This window comes from Roseimaritima multifibrata (assembly GCF_007741495.1).
Taxonomy (GTDB): Bacteria; Planctomycetota; Planctomycetia; order Pirellulales; family Pirellulaceae; genus Roseimaritima; species Roseimaritima multifibrata.
On record NZ_CP036262.1, the window covers coordinates 2,988,692 to 3,008,291 of the forward strand.

The following is a 19,600-nucleotide window of genomic DNA, read 5'->3' on the forward strand; positions in this document are numbered from 1 at the left end:
GAATGCGCCACGCGAACGTGCAGCAACGCTTAACGCCAAATGACATCGGATGCCTGCTCACAGTGTTCGGCATTGCTGCGTCCGTCCCACTCGCGATCGTCGGACGCCATTTTCTGCAGACAGCAACCGAGAACACTGCGACAAACCTGATCGTGGGATGGACGCTCCTTTCGATCTACGCTTTCTTTGCGATCTTAAATTTCTACCTTTCCGCTATCCGTCCTTGGCTACATTCGCGTAGCGGTGCGACGGATTACAAGCATGTCTCCGGGACACCAATCGTTCACACCATTTTTCTGGCACTTGCCATCTTCGCTTTGCCACCGAGTCTTATGGCTGGTATCCTGATGCTTGTACTACTCGCTCTCGATACGGGTGCTGCTCATTGGGCCGCCCTGGCATTTGCACGCGAATTCTTGCCAAAACGCGGGTAACCAAACGATTCAACCGAGCGGCGAAGTCGGGCGTTTTGAAGTGGTTGGTCTTCCGTCGCCGCCGGCTGATCGTCAACGTTCTGCCATTTAGAGTCGGAGATTGAAACTGCAAGCTGCAACGAAACGAGATCTCTCAATCGCCGGCGCTGGGATTCTTGCAACGACATTTTTCGTCTCGTCGGATGGCGGCGGTCAAAATCCATTCTACGTGTTGCTCTGGATGTTGTTACTGGCGCTCGTTGCCGGCGTTGTCTCATTCATCATGGCGCGATTGATACCGACACTTCCACTGGCTGTCACCGCGACCGCGATCATCACGGATTTGCTTTTTCTCATCTATTTCATGTGCAGTGTCGCGTTTCGGGGCCATGCTGATCCGCATCTCGCAGAGGCATACTTGCTCATCCCAATTGTGTTTACGATTGTGACCGCACCACTCGTAGGACTCTCATCGTTAGGAATCGGTCGGATTGCAAACCGCTATTTCTACGCTCGGGCGGATGGTGACGATTCCGTAGACACGAGGACTCTAACGCAATGAAGGCAGAACAATCGGATGCACGACGAGTCGCCGAGTCGTGATTTTTGAAGTGGAGGATCGCTCGCGGCGACCGCGTGATCCGTGCCGTTATTCCCTCAAAGCCATGGAGTCGACAATGATCCGAACCAGCTACGCCTTGTTGCTCGCCATCACCATGTTGATCGGCGTTCCAATGTTGTCCGCGGAGGATGGCTCAAAGAAATCTACGTCTGGCATTGTGGCACTTGCAGATCTTGGGCTGGGCCACGATGGGAAAGAAGTCACGATGATATTCAAGATCACTGACACTCAACTCATCGCCGGTGAGCGTGAAGGTGCGTTCCCACACGTGAAGCTGCACTACGATGGCATGAAGAAGCCTCCGTATTTGGGCGTCTACGCGAAAGGTGAACTCGCAGATGCGCTCCACCGTTTTGCATGTGTCGCACCGGACGACAGATTCGTTGGCCGATCCATCAAGGCATCAGGGAAGATTAAGATATACAAGGACTTTCCGAAGGGCGAAGATAAGACTCCAGTTTACCTTCTCGACCTGCGAGACTGGAAGAAGTTCCAGATCCTGCCAGAGGCCGAAGGGGAATAAATCGGGTAAGGGGCACCGTTCCCGGTGCCCCTCCCCACACCACGTAGCGTGCGGGTCCGCACTACGCGGTTCGACGAAGCGGAGCAAGCTGGGCCCACAGAGTCTTCAAGCTGAGTAAGCCTTCCTCTTGGAGCCATTTGTTGGTCAGTCCAACGTTACTGGCGATGGTTTTAGCCATTCGCCAGTGACCCTTGCGGCTGCGTGCGTGACGGATCGCTTGACGGCGAGGAACTCCCAATCGAATCAACATTTCCCGTCGACGTTTCGGTCGTTTCCACTGTTTCCAGTAGCACATCCGAATGCGGCGACGGATCCACTGGTCGAGTTTATCGAACAGCTTCAGTTGCGACGCGATCCCGAAGTAACCCATCCAGCCGCGAACGTATCGTCGCAGCTCGCCCAGTCGGCGGTCCATCGAGATCCCGCGGCTTCTGCCGGTGATCTCGCGGACACGCTGTTTGAAGCGAAGGATGGACTTAACAGCCACGTTGATGTTCGCTCGCGAATTCGGGAACGAGAACCCTAGGAACTCGAACTCCGTGCAAGCCAACACGCGGCTCTTCTCCTCATTGACTACCAAGCGAAGTTTCTTCGCTACGTAACGTCCGACCGACCTCATGATCCGCTCGGCCGCCCGGGGCGACTTCGCGAAGACCGCAAAATCATCCGCATAGCGAACGAACGGGAGCCCGCGACGTTCCAGTTCTTTGTCCAGATCATCAAGCAGGATGTTGCTTAATATCGGGCTCAGTGGACCGCCTTGCGGGGTTCCTAGATCGGTCGGTTGCAGCACACCTTCGACCATCACACCGGCTCGCAAGTAGCGTCCGATCAATTGCAGTAGCCGCTTGTCGCGAACTCGACGAGCCACACGCGACATCAAGACATCGTGTTGGACTCGATCGAAAAACTTCGATAAATCGAAGTCTGCTACGAAGCGGTAGCCGCGCCGGACCGTCCGGCGTACTTGCTTGGCGGCTCCGTGAGCCGAGCGTTTAGGCCGAAACCCGTGGCTCGAATCGCTAAATTGCGGATCGAACACAGGCGTGAGAATCTGGACGATGGCCTGTTGAATCAAGCGGTCGACGATGTTTGGAATACCAAGCAAACGCTTGCCGCCATCGGGCTTGTCGATGGTCTTGCGTCGCACCGGGTCGGGGCGATACGTGCCATCGAGCAGCTGTTGCCGGATCGACTGCCAACGAGGACGAAACCAGTCCGGGAATTCCGCGATCGTAATCCCATCGGGGCCAGGGGCTCCGCGGTTTCGCTTCACGTTCTTCCAAGCGGCTTCGAAATTGGCGTCGGCGACCACGTGCTGCATCAGCGACTCTGGTGAGTTGCTCAAGGCTGGCTGCTCGACCCGCGTCGCAGCGGTATCTCCCGGTCGGGATGGTGAACCGGTGGTCTCGGTGCCGACGTTGTCTGGAAAATACAGATCAACTTGCACCAAGGGGTTCCCTCGCCGTGAGTGGGCCGATGGCTCCTCCTTGTTCTTCATCGTTCGGTCCTTCCTGTTTCCGTTGGGATCGGAAATTCAGTACTATGACCTCTGCTGAGTTCTGCACCGCCCACGGTGGCTTTCGCCGCCGCGTTCCGCGGTTTCGGGCAAGCCCTACTCGTCGGAGCGTCGCCTGGCCTCGACCAGACTGTGCAGAGTTCCCCGGATAAGAGCGTGATGTATCGCTGCACAAGCTCGCCATTTACCTGAACGGTCGATTGGGGACGGCTTCGCACGGATGGGCGTGCTCGCCTGACCGAACCGGCCTTGTATGACGTTTCTGTTCGTAGCCTCGCAGCTTTGACGAGACCGTGTCCGGGTGGCGACAAACAAACCCGGCGTTTACGCACACGGTCGCAGGCTTCCTCTCCACGGTCGGTCGCCCTTCCGCAGTTGCCCTCGTCTAGTACTTCCCTTTCGTGGTCGATCATTTGGTATACTGACACCTGAAAGTTTCCAATCTCGTACAGGGGACTTGCACCCCAAAACGATCACGCCCATGCCGGGCGTACCCATGCAATTCACCAGAGCGGCGGATCTGGCGTTTAGAAGTTGAGAATCACTCATCGCCGCCAGGTGATTGCCGACGTTACCCGCATGAGAGTCGCTAAACGTGGCCGAAGAAAACAAGACGCAGCTTGATGTCGCACGGGATGCTCTTGACGACCTTCACGACGGTGCGGACCGCGATACCATTCTTGCCGTCGTCCATCGGTCTCTCACAGTCGACCGAGACATTCGGTCAGCGGAGATGGTGGTCGACGCACGCTCATCTCAGGCTGCAACACATCGACAATCATGGTGGTCCGAGTGGATGGGGTGCTTGATTCCGTTGCTGTTGGTTCCGGCGCTCTTCATGGCAATGCCGTTGCTCTTCTCGCTCGGCGAGCGAATCGTTTCTCGCCCAGCACGGACTACTGCGACCGGAACAATCGAGCGCATGGAGTACACTGACGGCACTGCCGGAGATGATCTGGTAGGATTAGAATGTCGGGTTACCTCGTACCATCTTCTAATTGAACTTTCAGACGGCCATACGTTGGTAATTCCGAACGATGCCTATCGCACACTTGAGCTGAACGATCGGTCGAAATAGCGGGTAACCAAGCCGTGCACCTGAGGACGGCTTGCGCGGTTTCACGAATGGAAAATCAATCGTCCGTCCCAGGTGACGGCCAACGTTACCCGACTGAAATGACGCCTCTATGATCCGCCCTAGTTCCCCTAACCGCAGCGAGCCCGGCACCGCAGCAAGTGATAGCAAGCCACGGCGCTGCCCTGATTGCAACGGCACCGGCATTGGTCGTGATTTGCCTCATCGATACACAAACGGCGGGCATAACGGTCGCGATTTCCCGACATGCAAATGGCGAATGCTTCCTTCACATCAGCGAAACGCCGCCCAGACAAGATTGCAACCTCGACTCAGCATTCTCCCCTTGGTAGAATGGATGCGGAGGACAAACAATGAACGTTGATCAGACTATTTTAGACCTATCCACGCTTCCGATCAGTGATCGACTTCGCGTCGTACATGCAATCTGGGATTCGCTACCTGACGATGTGGACCTATCAGCGACCCCAGAGCAGCAGGCAGAACTTGATCGCCGACTGGCTGCCCATCGCTCCGACCCCAGTACGGCCATCTCACACGATGAACTGATGCGACGCGTCCAAAGTCGTCGCTAGTGTGGCACCTGTCTTATCGCCCGGAAGTCGAGGATGATGTTGCGGATGCCGTCATTTGGTACGACAACAAGCGCTCAGGGCTGGGCGATGAGTTGCTGTTCGAATATTTAGCGGCGATACAACGCATCCGTGACAATCCGCGTTCGTTCGCTATTGCGGCCAATGGACTTCGGCCATGCCGCCTTAAACGGTTTTCGTACATCATACACTTTGATGTGGATGGCGACGATATCTTGGTGGTTGCCTTGATGGGCGGTGGTCGTAATGATTCAGCATTCACTCTCCGAAACGGGTAACCATGTCGTGCAGCGGAGTACGGCATTAGGCGTCTAGAAGTTGAAAATCGATCGGCCGTACCTGCTGACGATCGTCGTTATCCGATGGAGCATCAGACTTGCCGCGACTGAGGCGACGCCCAAGAAGAGAATTCCGCTGAGCGGCATGGAACTCACATCCCTTGAAAAAAGCATCGTGCGATGGTTTCTTAGGAATTGCGAAGATACTGACATACAACGGCAGCTACCACACATAGTTCTCCGCAAACGAGATTACACAGGCGTTGGGTTCTTTCTTCATTTCTCGTTGCCATCCGACGTGGTGGAGGCTTCTGACTCCGCTGGTGACTCAACTCCAATCCCCGGACCAGAGATCGTAAGCCCACAGCTAGATTCAGGTGCCAGTACTGTCGTGTTCTTAACTGACGGGCGTATTGACTGCATAGAAATCTTTGCGTACGGAAACCACTTCCCCGAGAATCTTACTGACTACACACTAGTTTGAACCCAAAAATCGGATAACAAAAAAATGCAAGTGCGGACTGGCAAGGTCTGCTTGACTAGCGGGTGTGAACCCCGCCTGGGTAAACGCTAGCCACGTGCCCAGTATCGAGTGTTGCAGCGGCTGTATAAGACCTTTGGTCGAAGTCGCCGCTTCCGCGTGCACCTAAAGTTAGTGAGGATGGAGCGATCGTAGGTGGCCCTGCGACGTTGAATGGAATTAGCCCCGAAATTTGGTAACTGTTGGATCTTGCCCAAGGTTTGTTCACGTCTGAAGGCAATATCGTTTGCAGTATTAGTGGCAAGCTGCAAGGGAAGACCCGGGGTCGGCGGCCCATTCGCACTACACATTAAGTCAAGCAGGCAACCAGTGAGACCCTGATGTTCTTGGAAGATTCATGAAGCCCAATCATGATCGACCGAGTATGTCTTAGGAGTGGAATAAGCGACGAAGACAAATGACATTCAGGGAGTCGGATGACCGAATAGTACTGCAGAAGCTTGATTGCCAATCAAGTGGAATGAAGCTGGGTAATGCAGGTGAAGGGAAGGCGGTCAGGATTTCACGCGATGCCGTTTGGGCACCGACCGTACTCAGTGACGGACTCTCGGTGATACCCCGGTTGTATCGCAGTTTTGATTTTGAGATGGGAGTTCAGTAGCACACGACGTTGTTTCGTCCACGCGTAAGCCTCCGCGTGGCTTCGAGGCAATCGAATGTGACCTGCCTGTCTTCGAGAACGATACCAGGTGAAGTCTGGGAGCCGGATGCTAGAAAGTGGCACGTCCGGATCTGAGAGGGGCCGGAGGTCAGTGCGGCGAAGTTGGGGGTTTGGAACACCGCATCGAGAAATCGGTGGTAAACGGTGAACTAAAGCACTAACCTAAACCAAAGAGACCCCGGTCTACTCGCCCGGAGCACTCATTTACGCGCCAACTGAAATCAAAGTCTTACGTTCGTGCCCGGTTACGGCGGACGTTGTGCTATGAGCTTTGGCTTGTCGCCTGCTAGGGAACCCTAATTGGAGAGAATCATGTCCACTGTGCACCCTTCGATACAGTCCGCAAAACCACCGATCACTGGGCTAGGTTTTCGCAACCTCATCGCGTGCGTCTGTGTTACTGGTGCATATACTTTCGCGGTGTTGAGCGGCACTTTGTTTCTGTTGCCATCGGTATACGTCGTTCTTGCATTGCTTGCAGTTGCTGCGGTAGTTGCTGCAAGTGTTGCGAATGGACCACTTCTTCAAGTTTGTCGCCGAGAGTCTCGGAAACTGCTGCCAGTAATTGTCGTCGTTGTCTCGGCCTGCATTTCCATTGCCTCGTCTGTTTGCGTCGGTGCGGTATCCTACAATTTCGTGCACTAACGGCTTAGTGATGCACGTACCCGAGGGCATAACAACGACGGTGCACCCGAGTGGCCGAGTCTGGGTGTTTGAAATGGAGCGTCACTCGCGGCCACCGGGTGACCGCGGACGTTATCGCACATGAAAACAATGCGTTCCTACAGCCTTCGTGCTTTGCTTTGCTCTGTCACGGTTTTTGCATTGTTGTGTGCGCTAGCGGTGTCCATGTACAGGAATTACAGTGATCAAGCCGAGTTAGATGTTCTTCGTGCCGAAGTGGGGTCCCTGAACGTCGATGACCCACAAATGGTGCATGTCCGGTACGTTGCCACGAAGGACAAGTATTCGTGGAAATGGCGACTTTACGTCCCAAAAAACACGCACGTCGAAGCTGGCGTAGAACTGGACTCAAAGTACCGTGAAGACGGCGAGCCCAAAGGTGGCATCTCTAGGATTGTGTCGTCCGCCCCAAATGGGGTGGTGATTTCCGTTTCCGTATCACCGACAATTGACGACGTCTCCACCGTGACTCTCCGGCTAGGGGATGAAATCCTTGGCACCTACGGTACGAACCTTGATCCGATAGAGTGGCTTCCACTTGACGGCAACCGATATATTGCGGCAGAGGCTTCCACTCAACAATCCGTGCGCGGCGTCCCGATCCGGCTGCTCACCCGCAAAATACCTGGCAGCTGGAAGGGGGGAGGGCACCCAATGGCCGGGAAAGACATGGGGTTAGTTGTCTGGATTGTTCCGCGCAAAGAGCGATAACCATCATATCCCCCGAAGCACGCGATTGGGGTGTTTTGACAATGGCACATCAACTTCGCGTGCTCGGTGGTGTGTGTCGTTCTGGCACGCAGCGCGCATCGTGCTCGTGCTCAGTGAAACGGTGCTCGTGCTCGTAATCGAAATGGTGCTTTGATGAACGATCCAATCTTCGACCACGATCGGCTCGATGTTTATTGTCTCTCGATCGAATACGTTGCTGATGCATTTGACGTTTGCAAATCGCTCAGCGGATTGCATCGTCACGCCCGCGACCAATGGCTTTGCGCCGCCCAGTCGATTCCGCTGAATATCGCCGAGGGCAACGGCAAACGAAGCTTGAAGGATCGTGCTCGAATTTTCGACATAGCTCGCGGTTCGTCGTTTGAATGCGCGGCGATTCAAGATGTCTTGGTCGCGACTGGTGGGGTGAACGCCTCAACGAGTCGCGATTTGAAGTCCAAGCTCAAGCGAATCGTGGCAATGTTGACCCGGATGGCCATGAAGTTTGACGGCGTCAACGAACCTTCGGTAGACTATGCCGTGGCGATCGATTACGAGCACCGCGATGCTGAGCACGAGCACGAGCACGAAAGCGGGGCAGAACCAAGCCGTGCGCCCGAGGACGGCTTGCGCGGTTTCTGAAGTGGAAAGTATTCCGTCCGTGCTCCGTGATGTCCGCCGTTCTGGCACGAAGCGCGCATCGTGCATCGTGCTCGTGCTCAGTGAAACGGTGCTCGTGCTCGTAATCGAAATGGGGCTTTGATGAACGATCCAGTCTTCGACCACGATCGGCTCGATGTTTATCGTCTCTCGATCGAATACGTTGCTGATGCATTTGACGTTTGCAAATCGCTCAGCGGATTGCATCGTCATGCCCGCGACCAATGGCTTCGCGCCGCCCAGTCGATTCCGCTGAATATCGCCGAGGGCAACGGCAAACGAAGCTTGAAGGATCGTGCTCGATTTTTCGACATAGCTCGCGGTTCGTCGTTTGAATGCGCGGCGATTCAAGATGTATTGTTCGCGCCTGGTGGGGTGAACGACTCAACGAGTCGCGACTTAAAGTCCAAGCTCAAGCGAATCGTAGCAATGTTGATCCGGATGGCCATGAAGTTTGACGGCGTCCAAGAACGTTCGGTAGACTATGCCGTGGCGGTCGATTACGAGCACGAGCACCGCGATGCTGAGCACGAGCACGAGCACGAAAGCGGGGCAGAACCAAGCCGTGCGCCCGAGGACGGCTTGCGCGGTTTCTGAAGTGGAAAGTATTCCGTCCGTGCTCCGTGATGTCCGCCGTTCTGGCACGAAGCGCGCATCGTGCTCGTGCTCAGTGAAACGGTGCTCGTGCTCGTAATCGAAATGGTGCTTTGATGAACGATCCAAACTTCGACTACGATCGGCTCGATGTTTATCGTCTCTCGATCGAATACGTTGCTGATGCATTTGACGTTTGCAAATCGCTCAGCGGATTGCATCGTCACGCCCGCGACTAATGGCTTCGCGCCGCCCAGTCGATTCCGCTGAATATCGCCGAGGGCAACGGCAAACGAAGCTTGTAGGATCGTGCTCGATTTTTCGACATAGCTCGCGGTTCGTCGTTCGAATGCGCGACAATTCAAGATGTCTTGGTCGCGACTGGTGGGGTGAACGACTCAACGAGTCGCGACTTAAAGTCCAAGCTCAAGCGAATCGTGGCAATGTTGCCCCGGATGGCCATGAAATTTGACGGCGTCAAAGAACCTTCGGTAGACTATGCCGTGGCGATCGATTACGAGCACGAGCACCGCGATGCTGAGCACGAGCACGAGCACGAAAGCGGGACAGAACCATGCCGTGAACGTGCGGACTGGCAAGGTCTGCTTGACTAGCGGGTGTGAACCCCGCCTGGGTAAACGCTAGCCACGTGCCCAGTATCGAGAGTTGCAGCGGTTGTATAAGGCCTTCGGTCGAAGTCGCCGCTTCCGCGTACATCAAAAGGTAGTGAGGGTGAAGCGATCATCGGTGGCCCTGCGACGTTGAATGGATTTTGGATTTGCTCCGAAATTTGGTAACTGTGGGATTCTGCCCGAGGTTTGTGAATACCTGGAGGCAACATCTTTTGCAGCATTGATGGCAAGCTGTAAGAGAAGACCCGGGGGCAGCGGCCCATTCGCACTACACATTAAGTCAAGCAGGCAGCCAGTGAGCCCCTGATGCTCTTGGACGGCCCATGAAACCCAATCATGATCGACCGAGTATGTCTTAGGAGTGGAATAAGCGACGAAGACAAATGACATTCGGGGAGTCGGATGACCGAATAGTACCGCAGAAGCTTGATTGCCAATCAAGTGGAATGAAGCTGGGTAATACTGGTGAAGGGAAGGCGGTCAGGATTTCACGCGATGCCGTTTGGGCACCGACCGTACTCAGTGACGGACTCTCGGTGATCCCCCTGTTGCATTGCAGTTTCGCTTTTGGAATAGGAGTTCAGTAGTACACGACGTTGTTTCGTCCACGCGTAAGGCTCCGCGTGGCATCGAGGCAATCGAATGTGACCTGCCTGTCTCTGAGAGTGATGCCAGGTGAAGACTGGGAGCCGGATGCTAGAAAGTGGTACGTCCAGATCTTAGAGGGGCCGGAGGTCAATGCGGCGAAGTTGGAGTTTTGGAGCACGACGATCGAGAAATCGGTGGCAAACGGTGAGCTCAAACACTAACCTAAACCAAAGAGACCTCGGTCTACTCGCCCGGAGCGGCGGCAGCGCGTTTCGTAACGCTAAGCTTTACACTCGCCGTCCGGTGACGGCTGCCGTTCTGCCAATGAGGATGCTCTAGCGACTTGTGAAACGTTTTCTCATTGGGCTACTCTCCCTCGTTTCAATTGCCGTTTTAGCGTGGTGGCTTCTTCACAAGAGACCACTCAATGCTGACGTTCAAGTCCGTGAACTTACCGTGGACGGCAGCGTTCGCACCTATCGCATCGTGGTTCCGTACAACTTGGTTTCGCCTGCCCCGGTTTTATTTGCTTTTCATGGTATTGGCGATTCTACCGATTCGATGGCCCAATACTCCCAACTTGATCGTCTTGCGGCGGGCAACGGATTCATTCTCGTATATCCCGCTGCATTAAATTCGATGTGGTCAACCATCAACATCGATCCAGCCGACCTCGATGCTAACCCGGATGTTCGGTTCTTCGATGACTTGTATGCTCAGTTAGCTTCCGAACACAGCATCGCCTCCGATCGCATCTACCTTGCCGGAATGCCAAACGGTGGCTCGTTTGTTCATATCTTGGCCACTGCTAGGCCGAAAATGATTGCCGCGTTCGTCGCGCACTCGGGATTGCGACCGCGAGAACTTGGCGATTGTGACCATTCAATTCCGATGGTGCTATTGGCCGGTGCCAACGATTCGGTTGCACCGATCATGAATTTCAATGCTGATCGATATCGCTCCGCTGGATGCACCGTCGATTATATTGAGATCCCAAGACTGGCGCATGAATGGTCGGCACGGCATAATCGGGTGATATGGCGATTCCTTTCCGCCCACGACCGGGATAGCACGGAAGAGGCAGAACCATAATTTGCATAGGAGAACGGGAGTCGTGTTTAATGGTCTGCTTGCAAGTCTTTTCCCGTCCCCCGTGAATTCCAACGTTATGCCAGCAAGATGTTGCACCCACTAACACAGATTGGCAAATGGCTTGCGGTGCTTGTCATCGGCCTTGTTTGTATTTCTTCTCTGACGTTCAGTTCGGTAGGCTCCGGTACTGGCACTGGATTCTTTTCCCACTGGTTTGGCGCCTCTTTTCGCGTTTGGCCGGAATCTGTTGGTGACGCGTCCGGTACACTTCGTGTTGAGGGAAACGTCGAGCCAGTGTTTCTTCTGTGGGGACACGTTTGTCCCGCCTACAAAGCAGTGGAGCTTGAGTGGGAGATGTTTCATGTCGCTGAACATAAGGGGGGAGCCACTCTCGATCTCGAGCAAATGACAGTTGTGGCTGGTGACAAAACGACTGCCATCGATGAGGATTCCCTTTCAGCGTTACTTGGTTTTTCCACTGCAAATCCCCGTGATGCCGAGCATGTAGCAACGCTTCTCAAATTTCTACGTTCGGCGAATGACGGAACGCTTCCACCGCCAAGCCACCATGGACACGAATTGCCAGAGCCGCTTCCGGGACGCATGCAGCATTTCGCTTCTGGCGCAAGCATTCCTCCTCTTCAACTTCTTTGGATGATCGCTTGGCTAATGAGTGGGCTTTGGATTTTGTTTCGACGTCGACGTATTGTGCCGGCGGAACCAAGTCGGGCATAACAAAGCCGAGCACGCCGAACACGCGGTCCGGCGTATTTGACATGGAACATCTCTCGCGCGTACCCGCTGACGACCAACGTTCTTGCGGCCCAGCGTTCTCTTGCAACTTTCGTGATAGCCTAGGGCTCTTCCGTGATAGCGTAGGGCTGTTGCGCAGGCATTGATCATTTTCGGTTTAGAGCAACCTGGCGCATCCATTCGCGAAATTGGCGTTATTAGCGGGCAATGTTGCACGCATGTTTTTGCCCGCGAATAACGCTAATCTGCGCGAATGATAGGGATCGTGATTCGCTGTCGACCTTGATGCTTGTTGTCGCTACTGCACGACGCGGTGTCGATTCTTGTTGATCGGCTCCGTTTTGCCCAGTATGTTAAGGGCATGCCATATCAATGCGACTGGCGAATTGTTCGATGTGCATTAAGTCCATCGCGAGAACAACGTGGTGCACTTGAGGACTGGCAAGCTCGGCTTGGTTAGCGGGTGTGAATCCCGCCTGGGGAAATGCTAGCCTAAGCCAAACGGAACGCGGTCTGCTCGCCCGGAGCGGCGAGTCCGGCGGGAATTGAAATCAACGCGTTACGACACCATCCGGTTATGCCAAACGTTCTTCGCTCTCACTTAGGCTGTTCCCGAGAGTCATCTACTTTTGATCTTCCTGCCCCCATTTTCCTGCTATTTGCTCGGCAGGAGTTGGCAAGAAGATGGGGGCAAGAAAATTCCAATCGTGTTTGAATTGTGGAATGAGTGCTGCGCGGTCGATTGTTGCTCGGCCTCTCTTCCACCAGTATGTTAAGGTCTGCGGATCCAGGCCGACTGGCGAATGGTTCGATGTGCATTACGTCCATGATAAGAACCACGTGGTGGATGCGAGCGGCGGTAACGCTTTTTCGTGACCTCTGAATTCTCGGTCGCCGCCATGTGACGACCAACGTTACCCGGACATCAGGAAGCTCGGGTGCAATGCGAAGCGGTTTTCCTGTTCTTTGCGGCAATTGGCTGATCAGAACCTGTTAACGCTGCACCGAGAGTAGGACTACTGTTTCAATAATTCCAGAGAGGGATCGGAAATGCTGTTCCAAAAAAAACGTATCTTGATAGCGTGTGCCGTTGCCGTGATTTGGGGAGGCTGGGCGGTATGGGCTAATGTTCCTCACTTTTATGATATTCAAGTGGCGCGAGCCAAACTTGCCTCGGTTATGCCCAATGCAACGCTTGAACCTGCTAGCGCGGGATTTCCTTTTGCATACATGCGTTACGAATACTCTCAAAACGGAGCCCTTCTTCCGTACGATTTTGCGCCGTCAGCGGCGTTGCCAAATATTTTGTTTTGCCTAACCGGAATCACGGGCGCGTTGCTACTCGTGTTTCGGATTCGTCGGTTGTCGATCGGTCTTGTAGGGCTGTTTTGCGTGGTGGGTGCTCCTGCCGTTTTACTCTACGTTTTGTTAAACGGGCCTCATTCAGATGTTGTTAGTTATCTCTATCTGACACCGGTTGCTTTGCTGCTCGCTTGTCTGGCCACCGACGGGTGGCGTACGGAAGCTGGCAGGACCACGGAACCTACCGAAGTTCCGGTGGCTGGCCCCGTTTGTTAACTTGATCCGTCGCGTGAACACGGTCTCGAAGCACGCGCGAAACCATCGGATGCATTCGAGCATGCTGTTTGGTTATGGTAATGTTGTCTGCGCGTGCCTTCTGATTCGTAACGTTCGGTTGAATTGGAGACTGCAGTGATGTGCCAACCATTTGTGTTTATCGTCGCACTGTTTATTTGCGTAGCAGCATTTGCGGATGATACGTTTACCTCTCCCCAAACGATCGTAAGCGCGGAGATCACTCCGGTTCCCAATCGTGACGGCTTGATCTTTACGGGAGCACAGCTCTCTTTTAGCACGGTGCATTCCCCTTACCATGTCGAGTCTCAACGGGGGCGACCTGACTTGGCGAATCGGATCCAAGACGTCACGATCCTCGAGTCGAAGATTGTACGTTTCGGCGTAAATCAACTGAAATTTTGTTCTGTTGCTGGTACGGAACTTGAGATCGAGGAAGTCAAGACGCGTCTGAAGGAGAATCCGCTGGCCTTGTTGCTGCCATTCGGCGCTTCCATTCATCCGCAATTAGTTGCTGCGTTGGATCCCAAGACCATCGTTGTGATTCGTGCTGATCGTAAGGCCAATCCGCAACGCCTTGTACCTCGGCCCGGCAACGAATAAGCATGAATTGCATTGGGGGGTGGGGGCTCGTTTTTCCGGCGGTTCCGGACAACTGTCTGATGCTAGTGAGCTTGGGCGCTGTGGTAACGAAATGTTAGGCTTCGCTTTCATCGTGAAATTTTGGTTTCACCCGTCGCATTTTTTGCGATCGATTCGGCCTTTTGGGTACAGAATCATCCTTGTCTGTCGCCCGCTGGGCTTTTTATTTTTGCGATACCCGCTCCGGCGGCTTACGCCGCCGGCAAGTATTTGCCGCCCTCTGGGCTAGACAATAAGTCAACACAAGCCGCTTTGAAGCAGGCTAAATTACTGCTGATCCGGCCGGACGGCTCGCGCCGTTCCGCTAGGAAGACAGGCCGGACGGCTTGCGCCGTTCCGCTAAGAAGATAGGCCGGACGGCTTACGCCGCTGGAGAAGAACGGCGATCGGTGAGTATTTTTCACTTTCTGATTGCGGTGCCTTGCCAGAAACGTTGGATCCGCGGGACTTCCCGTGGCAGGGACTCAGGGCGATCGAGCAATAGAAGGCCCCATTCCGATAATTGGATTCGCGTCGAGTTCGGGAACCGCGGATCAATTGCCACTAGGTGCAGCAAATTTGCTGGGGGCGCGTTTTGGACGATTGATTGAAGGATTCTTAATTGGGATTGCAGATCGGCCGGCGATTCCAGAGACCAAAGGGTGACGGCTGGGGATTGGTGTCGCAGACGGGCGGCAACCTGAAATGCGGGTAGCGAGTAAATGATCAGTTCATCTTCGGGCTCTGCCAAGGTTGCTGCCGCGAACCGACGTACCTGGGTCAGCCAGCGGTTCGATGCGGACGGATGATGATCCGTGTCTTGTTCCGACTGTGCGACAAACCAATGGCACTTCATGATTCCGGAGCCTCTTCGAATTCTTGAAGACGCCGGAGCAAACGCCCGCGGCTGATTCCAAGATTTCTGGCGGCCTCGGCGCGATTCCCGTCGGCTTGATCGATCGCCTTGAGGATCAGTTGCCGCTCCATTTTCTGCAGGCTTTCGTCCAGGTGCAGAAGCCGTGATTGTGGGTTGGACGGATCGGGCGGGCGGTAGCTGCGGATCGCAAGCGGGAGGTGTTCTAGAAGGATCGCCGGACCTTGGCAGTTTCGAATCGCGTGCCGAACGGTTTCCTCAAGTTCTTGGAAGTTTCTGGGCCAGGGATAGATCAGGATCGCCTCCATCGCTTCCCGATTGAATCGTTCGGCTCGGCCTTCTCCTTGCGATCGCCTGCGCTGCAGGATGGCCGTTGCGATCAGTGGCAGGTCTGCAGCTCGGTCGGCTAGCGATTCGACTTCGATTTGAAAGACGCCCAGCTTTGCTGCCAAAGATGGGGTCAGCTGGTTTTCTGCTTGCAGCTGTGGAAAAGATTTCCGGCTAAGGGCCGCAATGAATAGTCGCTCGGCAAATAGATCGCATATCTGATCGAACCGCGACTGAGCCACCAAGGGCATTTGTTCTAGATCCCTCAGTACGACGGTAGCGACCGACGAGGGGGATTCTCTCAGGCGATCGGTCATCGGAGCGAGTGTCGCTTCTAGCAGCTCCGCATCCATCAACCCGCCGTCAACGACGATTAAGGGGCTGTCCAGGTCGGCGCGGCGTTGAACATCCGAATCTGGTTTGGAATGGTTGCCAAGCTTTTGCAGCCGATGTTGCCGGATCGCACGCACCATCGATTCGCTTCCGCATCCGGAAGGACCGACAAACAGCAGGTGTTCGTAAGATGCACTGGCCAGCAGCAGTTGTCGCTGCAGCCGTCCGGCACTGGGGGAAGTCCCGAGTGTGATCGGTAGCTGGGAGAATGGCGGCAATTTTTGTCGCCACGTTTTTAGTTCGTTTTCCAGCTGGATGGCAAGCTGTTGATCGGCTTGCTGAGAACCGGGGAGCGGGTGTCCGGCAATCGCCAGAACTTGGGTGGCATGTTCATCGAGCGCGATAAACAAGACGTCCTGAGCTGGTCGTTTTTGACCTTTGGAAATGGGGGTCACCCTGCTGTGAGCCTGACCATTTTCCAGTAACCCAAGCGGGGCCGCAAGCTGAGTCGCAAGGCCGCTGCGTTGGGTGGCAGAGAGTCCCGCTTCGGCAGTGGAAGGGGAAGGGGAAGGGGAAGGTATTTCGCCATCGTGCGACAGGGTTGTCGCACAGCCAAGCAGGTCTTCGGGATCGACGCCAAGCCAGGTTTGGCAGGCTGCCGAAAGATAAGCCAACCGGCCCTCCGCATCGATCAACCAAGTCGGTCGGTCGATACGGTCTAGCACCCGCGCCAGTGGGCGGATGCTTGTTCCTTTTTTTCGCTCAGACATAGGGATCCCGTAGAACGGACCCTAAAAGACGTCCGTGATAAAGTGCGATCCAAAGTGGTAACGTCGATTCGATGGGTACGCGTTGTGCCATTTTTTGTTGTAAACCGGAATCCGCATTTCTGCTGGATAGCGATGATACATGCTATCACTGCTCTGGTAGTATTCTTGGCCGTAGAAATTCTGTGGATAGTATACGTACGGGTAGTGATAGAAGCGATTCCAGTCGCGAGAGCTGGCATCGCCACCCCACGAGCGGCCGTAGGCACGTTGGTCAGCATCGGCTTCGGCGGATAATCCCGCACCCAAGCCCACCAATATGGCCAGCATCAATAGTGTTCGACGGAACATGAGCGGATCCCCCTGAATCTGCTGAAAGAATTGTTCGATTTGCGATCGGCGTCAACATGCTTGATAGACGATGACATGCCGGTCTGATCGGATCTATCGGCAAATCAATCACAATCGGTCCAGCAAATACCAGCGGAAAAACGGGAACCCCCGCGAACGGTCGCTTGAAGCGACTGCAGAAACGGGACTCAGATACCGTTTCAGGCGGCGAAACGGACTTCCGCTGGATTGGACTGGATGCACTCATAACACGCTTCGCGAACGGCTCGTTCACGCGGGTCATCGAACAAACAGAATCCCATTTTGTTTGTCAGGTAGGCGTATCCCAAATCGATTGCAGGGTCGGCCATTCCAAAAGAACCGCCGGCGCCTGGGCATCCAAAAGCAGCGGGGGATCGTCCAAACTGCAAGCCTTCGCTGGGACGCGAGAAACCCATCGTGTAACGGGTGTCAAGCTTGAGGATCATGTCCTGTGGTCCGCCGATTGGTGAGATGGCTGGCGCGACCAGTTCTTGGAACGTGGTGTTCTGAAGTCCTAGCTCGGTGCCACCGCCTGCCAAGACGGAGTAAATTTTGGCGACCGCCGCAGCGGTTCCGATCCCGTTGGCGGAAGGGATTTCAAGTTTTCGGAATTCAGGGTCTCCGAGAACCGCAGGGTTCTGAGCCTTCAGCACTCGGATCGATTTTGCCACCAACGACCATGGCCAGGCTCCGGACAGAACCATCCTAGCCGGCAGCGATCGCAGGTGAGCAAGCAGTTCGGTCCGATGGAAACCTTCGATGGTGCTAAGCCGGTTTGTGTCGACGTGCTCGGGGACGCCAATGTAGAATTCGACGCCCAGCGGAGTCGCGATTTCTTCTTCAAAGAATTGTCCTAGGCTACGTCCCTGTGGGTCGGTTCGCCGTAGCAATTCGTTCTGGTACCAGCCGAGAGTGAGTGTGTGGTAACCATGTCGTAATCCTGGCTGCCAGAGAGGGGCTTGCTTGGCGAGGATTTTTGCCAATCCGTCCAGGTCGGCGATTTGATCGGTTTCCAAACGACGGTTGGTCGCGACCAATCCGGCTTGATGTGACAGCAGCTGACGGACGGTGATCCCTCGCTTACCGGCTTGGGCAAATTCGGGCCAGTATTCCGCTACCGGGGCATCCAGTTCGAAATAGTTTCGGCTGTGGGCGATCGCCATCGCAGCGGCGGCCATTCCCTTGGTTACCGAAAACGATAGGGAAAGGGTGTCGTCGGTCCATGGGGTCTGTTGACGCTGGCAACGGTAGCCGCCTGTCAGGTCAATCACTTTTTCGCCACGGTGAAAAATCGTGCAGGCAGCGCCGACCTCACCACGTTCGATAAAGTTGCGTTCAAATTCCTCTTTCACCCGCTCGAAACCGGGGGCAACGTAACCAGCAACAAAGTTCGGCGACATGTCCATGCGAGACTGCCCAGAGATACTAGATTGCCGAGAGATGGAAGTGCGGTGGAAGAATACCTTGTGCACGGTGCCGGCCTTCTGGATTAGAGGTTTTTGGCGATGCTACGAAGAGGCCTTCAAAATCGCAAGTTCAATTTTTGCGGTCTCCATGCGACGCCGAGTAGAGGACTTCCTCATAGCGATCGACCATCGCTGGCCAGCCGTAGCGTTTTACAACGTTTCGAGCGGCATTCCCCAGTTCCTGACGTTTGTCGGGAGCCTTCATTAATTGTGCGAGACCTTCGGAAAATGTCTCGGCGTTGACCAGCATGCCATCCACTCCATCCTGGATGATTTCACGCGGTCCGGTGGGGCAATCGATAGCAATCGCGGGGAGCCCCGCGGACATCGCCTCTAGCAATGCCGACGGAAACCCTTCGTAGCGACTTGGCAATGCAAAAACGTCCGCTTGTTGGTAAAGCGGTTCGATGGGGCGTTGCCATCCAGGCATCCGGATGCGGTGGCGATGGGGGCTGTCTGAATAAAGGTTTTCTAGTTCGATTCGATCAGGCCCTTCTCCGGCGATGACCAAGTCCCATTCTGGATTCGATTCCGCATGTTGCAGAAAGGCTTTGATTAAACGGTCGAATCCTTTTTGATCGACCAAGCGTCCGACGCCAAGGATCGTTCGTCGCTTTGTCGATCCGGGGGGTGTGGAAGTTTCCCCAGGGCTGGATTCTTTACTGACGGCGGGGATAGCGTCGATCGCCGAAGGGATGACTTCGATAGGGTGCCGGTTCCAGGATTGCATGCTTTCGGCATTGCGTTCGGTTAGGGCGATTAGTCTTGCCGCCGAGCGATAGCTCCAGCGGCGCATGGTTTCCCAAACCGTCCCTAATTTTTGTTCTTTGGGATCGTTCCGTTCGGCGGCGACCACCGGGATCGATAGCGGTTTGGCGGCGATCAGCGTCAGGATGTTCATGCGATCGCAAAAACTGAGCACGACATCGGGTTGCTGTGCTGCGATTGCACTGCGGAGGGCCGTGATTCGTCGCCGTGTATTGCGGATGGCATCAAGGGGCGAGGTGCTGACCCGCATCAGCCGGAGGCAATTCCGTTCGACTCGGGGGTCGACAAGGTGCCGATCCGCAGACCCATCATCCAGAGTCAGTAGGCAAACTTGGTGGTTTCGGTCCGCCAGGTGGCCCGTTAAACCCGCCATAACCCGTTCTGCCCCCCCGCCAGCCAAGGAGTGGATCGTGCAACAGATCTTGAGAGGACCGTTATAATCGTTACGATCGGTATCAGAACCTACCGATTTGTGGTGCGGCAACGATTGAATGGGCATTGGAACGAGACTAGGGT

21 protein-coding genes and 1 pseudogene are annotated in these 19,600 nt (G+C 54.9%); 15 read left to right on the forward strand and 7 right to left on the reverse strand.

The window, feature by feature from the left end:
- Positions 1-2: 2 nt before the first annotated feature.
- From FF011L_RS10885 to FF011L_RS10895, 3 genes are all read left to right on the forward strand, one after another.
- On the forward strand, positions 3-434 hold the full coding sequence (locus tag FF011L_RS10885) for a hypothetical protein (RefSeq protein ID WP_145351696.1): 432 nt from the start codon (positions 3-5) through the stop codon (positions 432-434).
- Positions 435-534: 100 nt separating this feature from the next.
- Positions 535-975 carry a hypothetical protein gene (locus FF011L_RS10890; protein WP_145351697.1) on the forward strand — a complete coding sequence of 147 codons (441 nt, stop codon included), beginning with the start codon at positions 535-537 and terminating at the stop codon, positions 973-975.
- Positions 976-1,090: 115 nt separating this feature from the next.
- Positions 1,091-1,558, forward strand: coding sequence for a hypothetical protein (locus FF011L_RS10895; RefSeq protein WP_145351698.1), 468 nt, complete (start codon positions 1,091-1,093; stop codon positions 1,556-1,558).
- A 61-nt stretch (positions 1,559-1,619) separates the two neighbouring features.
- On the opposite strand, the gene ltrA is transcribed toward FF011L_RS10895, so the two are convergent.
- Positions 1,620-3,059: a group II intron reverse transcriptase/maturase gene (gene ltrA / locus FF011L_RS10900; RefSeq protein WP_218933136.1), complete on the reverse strand. Its 1,440-nt coding sequence runs from the start codon at positions 3,057-3,059 to the stop codon at positions 1,620-1,622.
- A 613-nt stretch (positions 3,060-3,672) separates the two neighbouring features.
- On the opposite strand from ltrA, the gene FF011L_RS10905 reads away from it, so the two are divergent.
- The 10 genes and pseudogenes from FF011L_RS10905 (at position 3,673) to FF011L_RS10940 (ending at position 11,207) form a co-directional block, all read left to right on the forward strand.
- Complete coding sequence (locus FF011L_RS10905; protein WP_145351699.1) at positions 3,673-4,155, forward strand: hypothetical protein; 483 nt, start codon at positions 3,673-3,675, stop codon at positions 4,153-4,155.
- A 371-nt stretch (positions 4,156-4,526) separates the two neighbouring features.
- On the forward strand, positions 4,527-4,748 hold the full coding sequence (locus FF011L_RS10910; RefSeq protein ID WP_145351700.1) for an addiction module protein: 222 nt from the start codon (positions 4,527-4,529) through the stop codon (positions 4,746-4,748).
- Entirely contained in the window at positions 4,748-5,044 is a 297-nt protein-coding gene (locus FF011L_RS10915; protein WP_145351701.1) for a type II toxin-antitoxin system RelE/ParE family toxin, read from the forward strand. The genes FF011L_RS10910 and FF011L_RS10915 overlap by 1 nt, the downstream gene beginning before the upstream one ends.
- A gap of 2,045 nt (positions 5,045-7,089) precedes the next feature.
- Positions 7,090-7,641, forward strand: coding sequence for a hypothetical protein (locus tag FF011L_RS10920; RefSeq protein WP_145351702.1), 552 nt, complete (start codon positions 7,090-7,092; stop codon positions 7,639-7,641).
- A gap of 153 nt (positions 7,642-7,794) precedes the next feature.
- A complete protein-coding gene (locus tag FF011L_RS10925) occupies positions 7,795-8,283 on the forward strand; it encodes a four helix bundle protein (RefSeq protein ID WP_145351703.1) in 489 nt (162 codons plus the stop codon).
- 120 nt (positions 8,284-8,403) lie between these two features.
- The gene (locus FF011L_RS10930; RefSeq protein ID WP_145351704.1) at positions 8,404-8,898 is read left to right on the forward strand and encodes a four helix bundle protein; all 495 of its coding nucleotides are present in this window, start codon (positions 8,404-8,406) and stop codon (positions 8,896-8,898) included.
- Between the two features lie 113 nt (positions 8,899-9,011).
- Positions 9,012-9,134 carry a hypothetical protein gene (locus FF011L_RS27010; RefSeq protein WP_261342562.1) on the forward strand — a complete coding sequence of 41 codons (123 nt, stop codon included), beginning with the start codon at positions 9,012-9,014 and terminating at the stop codon, positions 9,132-9,134.
- Positions 9,135-9,137: 3 nt separating this feature from the next.
- Positions 9,138-9,200: pseudogene (locus FF011L_RS27325) on the forward strand (four helix bundle protein); the annotation flags it as partial.
- A gap of 156 nt (positions 9,201-9,356) precedes the next feature.
- Positions 9,357-9,509: a hypothetical protein gene (locus FF011L_RS26825; protein WP_246109969.1), complete on the forward strand. Its 153-nt coding sequence runs from the start codon at positions 9,357-9,359 to the stop codon at positions 9,507-9,509.
- Between the two features lie 951 nt (positions 9,510-10,460).
- Positions 10,461-11,207, forward strand: coding sequence for an alpha/beta hydrolase family esterase (locus tag FF011L_RS10940; protein ID WP_145351705.1), 747 nt, complete (start codon positions 10,461-10,463; stop codon positions 11,205-11,207).
- Positions 11,208-11,724: 517 nt separating this feature from the next.
- Here FF011L_RS10940 and FF011L_RS10945 read toward each other — a convergent pair.
- Positions 11,725-11,985: a hypothetical protein gene (locus FF011L_RS10945; RefSeq protein WP_145351706.1), complete on the reverse strand. Its 261-nt coding sequence runs from the start codon at positions 11,983-11,985 to the stop codon at positions 11,725-11,727.
- A gap of 1,025 nt (positions 11,986-13,010) precedes the next feature.
- Here FF011L_RS10945 and FF011L_RS10950 point away from each other — a divergent pair.
- Positions 13,011-13,538 carry a hypothetical protein gene (locus FF011L_RS10950; protein ID WP_145351707.1) on the forward strand — a complete coding sequence of 176 codons (528 nt, stop codon included), beginning with the start codon at positions 13,011-13,013 and terminating at the stop codon, positions 13,536-13,538.
- Between the two features lie 135 nt (positions 13,539-13,673).
- Positions 13,674-14,159: a hypothetical protein gene (locus FF011L_RS10955; RefSeq protein ID WP_218933137.1), complete on the forward strand. Its 486-nt coding sequence runs from the start codon at positions 13,674-13,676 to the stop codon at positions 14,157-14,159.
- A 439-nt stretch (positions 14,160-14,598) separates the two neighbouring features.
- Here the strand turns inward: FF011L_RS10955 and FF011L_RS10960 are convergent, their stop codons facing one another.
- The 5 genes from FF011L_RS10960 to FF011L_RS10980 all read right to left on the reverse strand — a co-directional run bounded on the left by FF011L_RS10960 (position 14,599) and on the right by FF011L_RS10980 (position 19,583).
- The gene (locus FF011L_RS10960) at positions 14,599-15,033 is read right to left on the reverse strand and encodes a hypothetical protein (RefSeq protein WP_145351709.1); all 435 of its coding nucleotides are present in this window, start codon (positions 15,031-15,033) and stop codon (positions 14,599-14,601) included.
- Positions 15,030-16,481 carry a helix-turn-helix domain-containing protein gene (locus FF011L_RS10965; RefSeq protein WP_145351710.1) on the reverse strand — a complete coding sequence of 484 codons (1,452 nt, stop codon included), beginning with the start codon at positions 16,479-16,481 and terminating at the stop codon, positions 15,030-15,032. The genes FF011L_RS10960 and FF011L_RS10965 overlap by 4 nt, the downstream gene beginning before the upstream one ends.
- A gap of 21 nt (positions 16,482-16,502) precedes the next feature.
- Positions 16,503-16,808 (reverse strand): calmodulin-binding protein, encoded by a 306-nt coding sequence (locus FF011L_RS10970; RefSeq protein WP_315851709.1) that lies wholly within the window; start codon positions 16,806-16,808, stop codon positions 16,503-16,505.
- A 221-nt stretch (positions 16,809-17,029) separates the two neighbouring features.
- Positions 17,030-18,256: a serine hydrolase domain-containing protein gene (locus FF011L_RS10975; RefSeq protein WP_145351712.1), complete on the reverse strand. Its 1,227-nt coding sequence runs from the start codon at positions 18,254-18,256 to the stop codon at positions 17,030-17,032.
- Between the two features lie 130 nt (positions 18,257-18,386).
- Entirely contained in the window at positions 18,387-19,583 is a 1,197-nt protein-coding gene (locus FF011L_RS10980; protein ID WP_145351713.1) for a glycosyltransferase family 4 protein, read from the reverse strand.
- Positions 19,584-19,600: the final 17 nt, after the last annotated feature.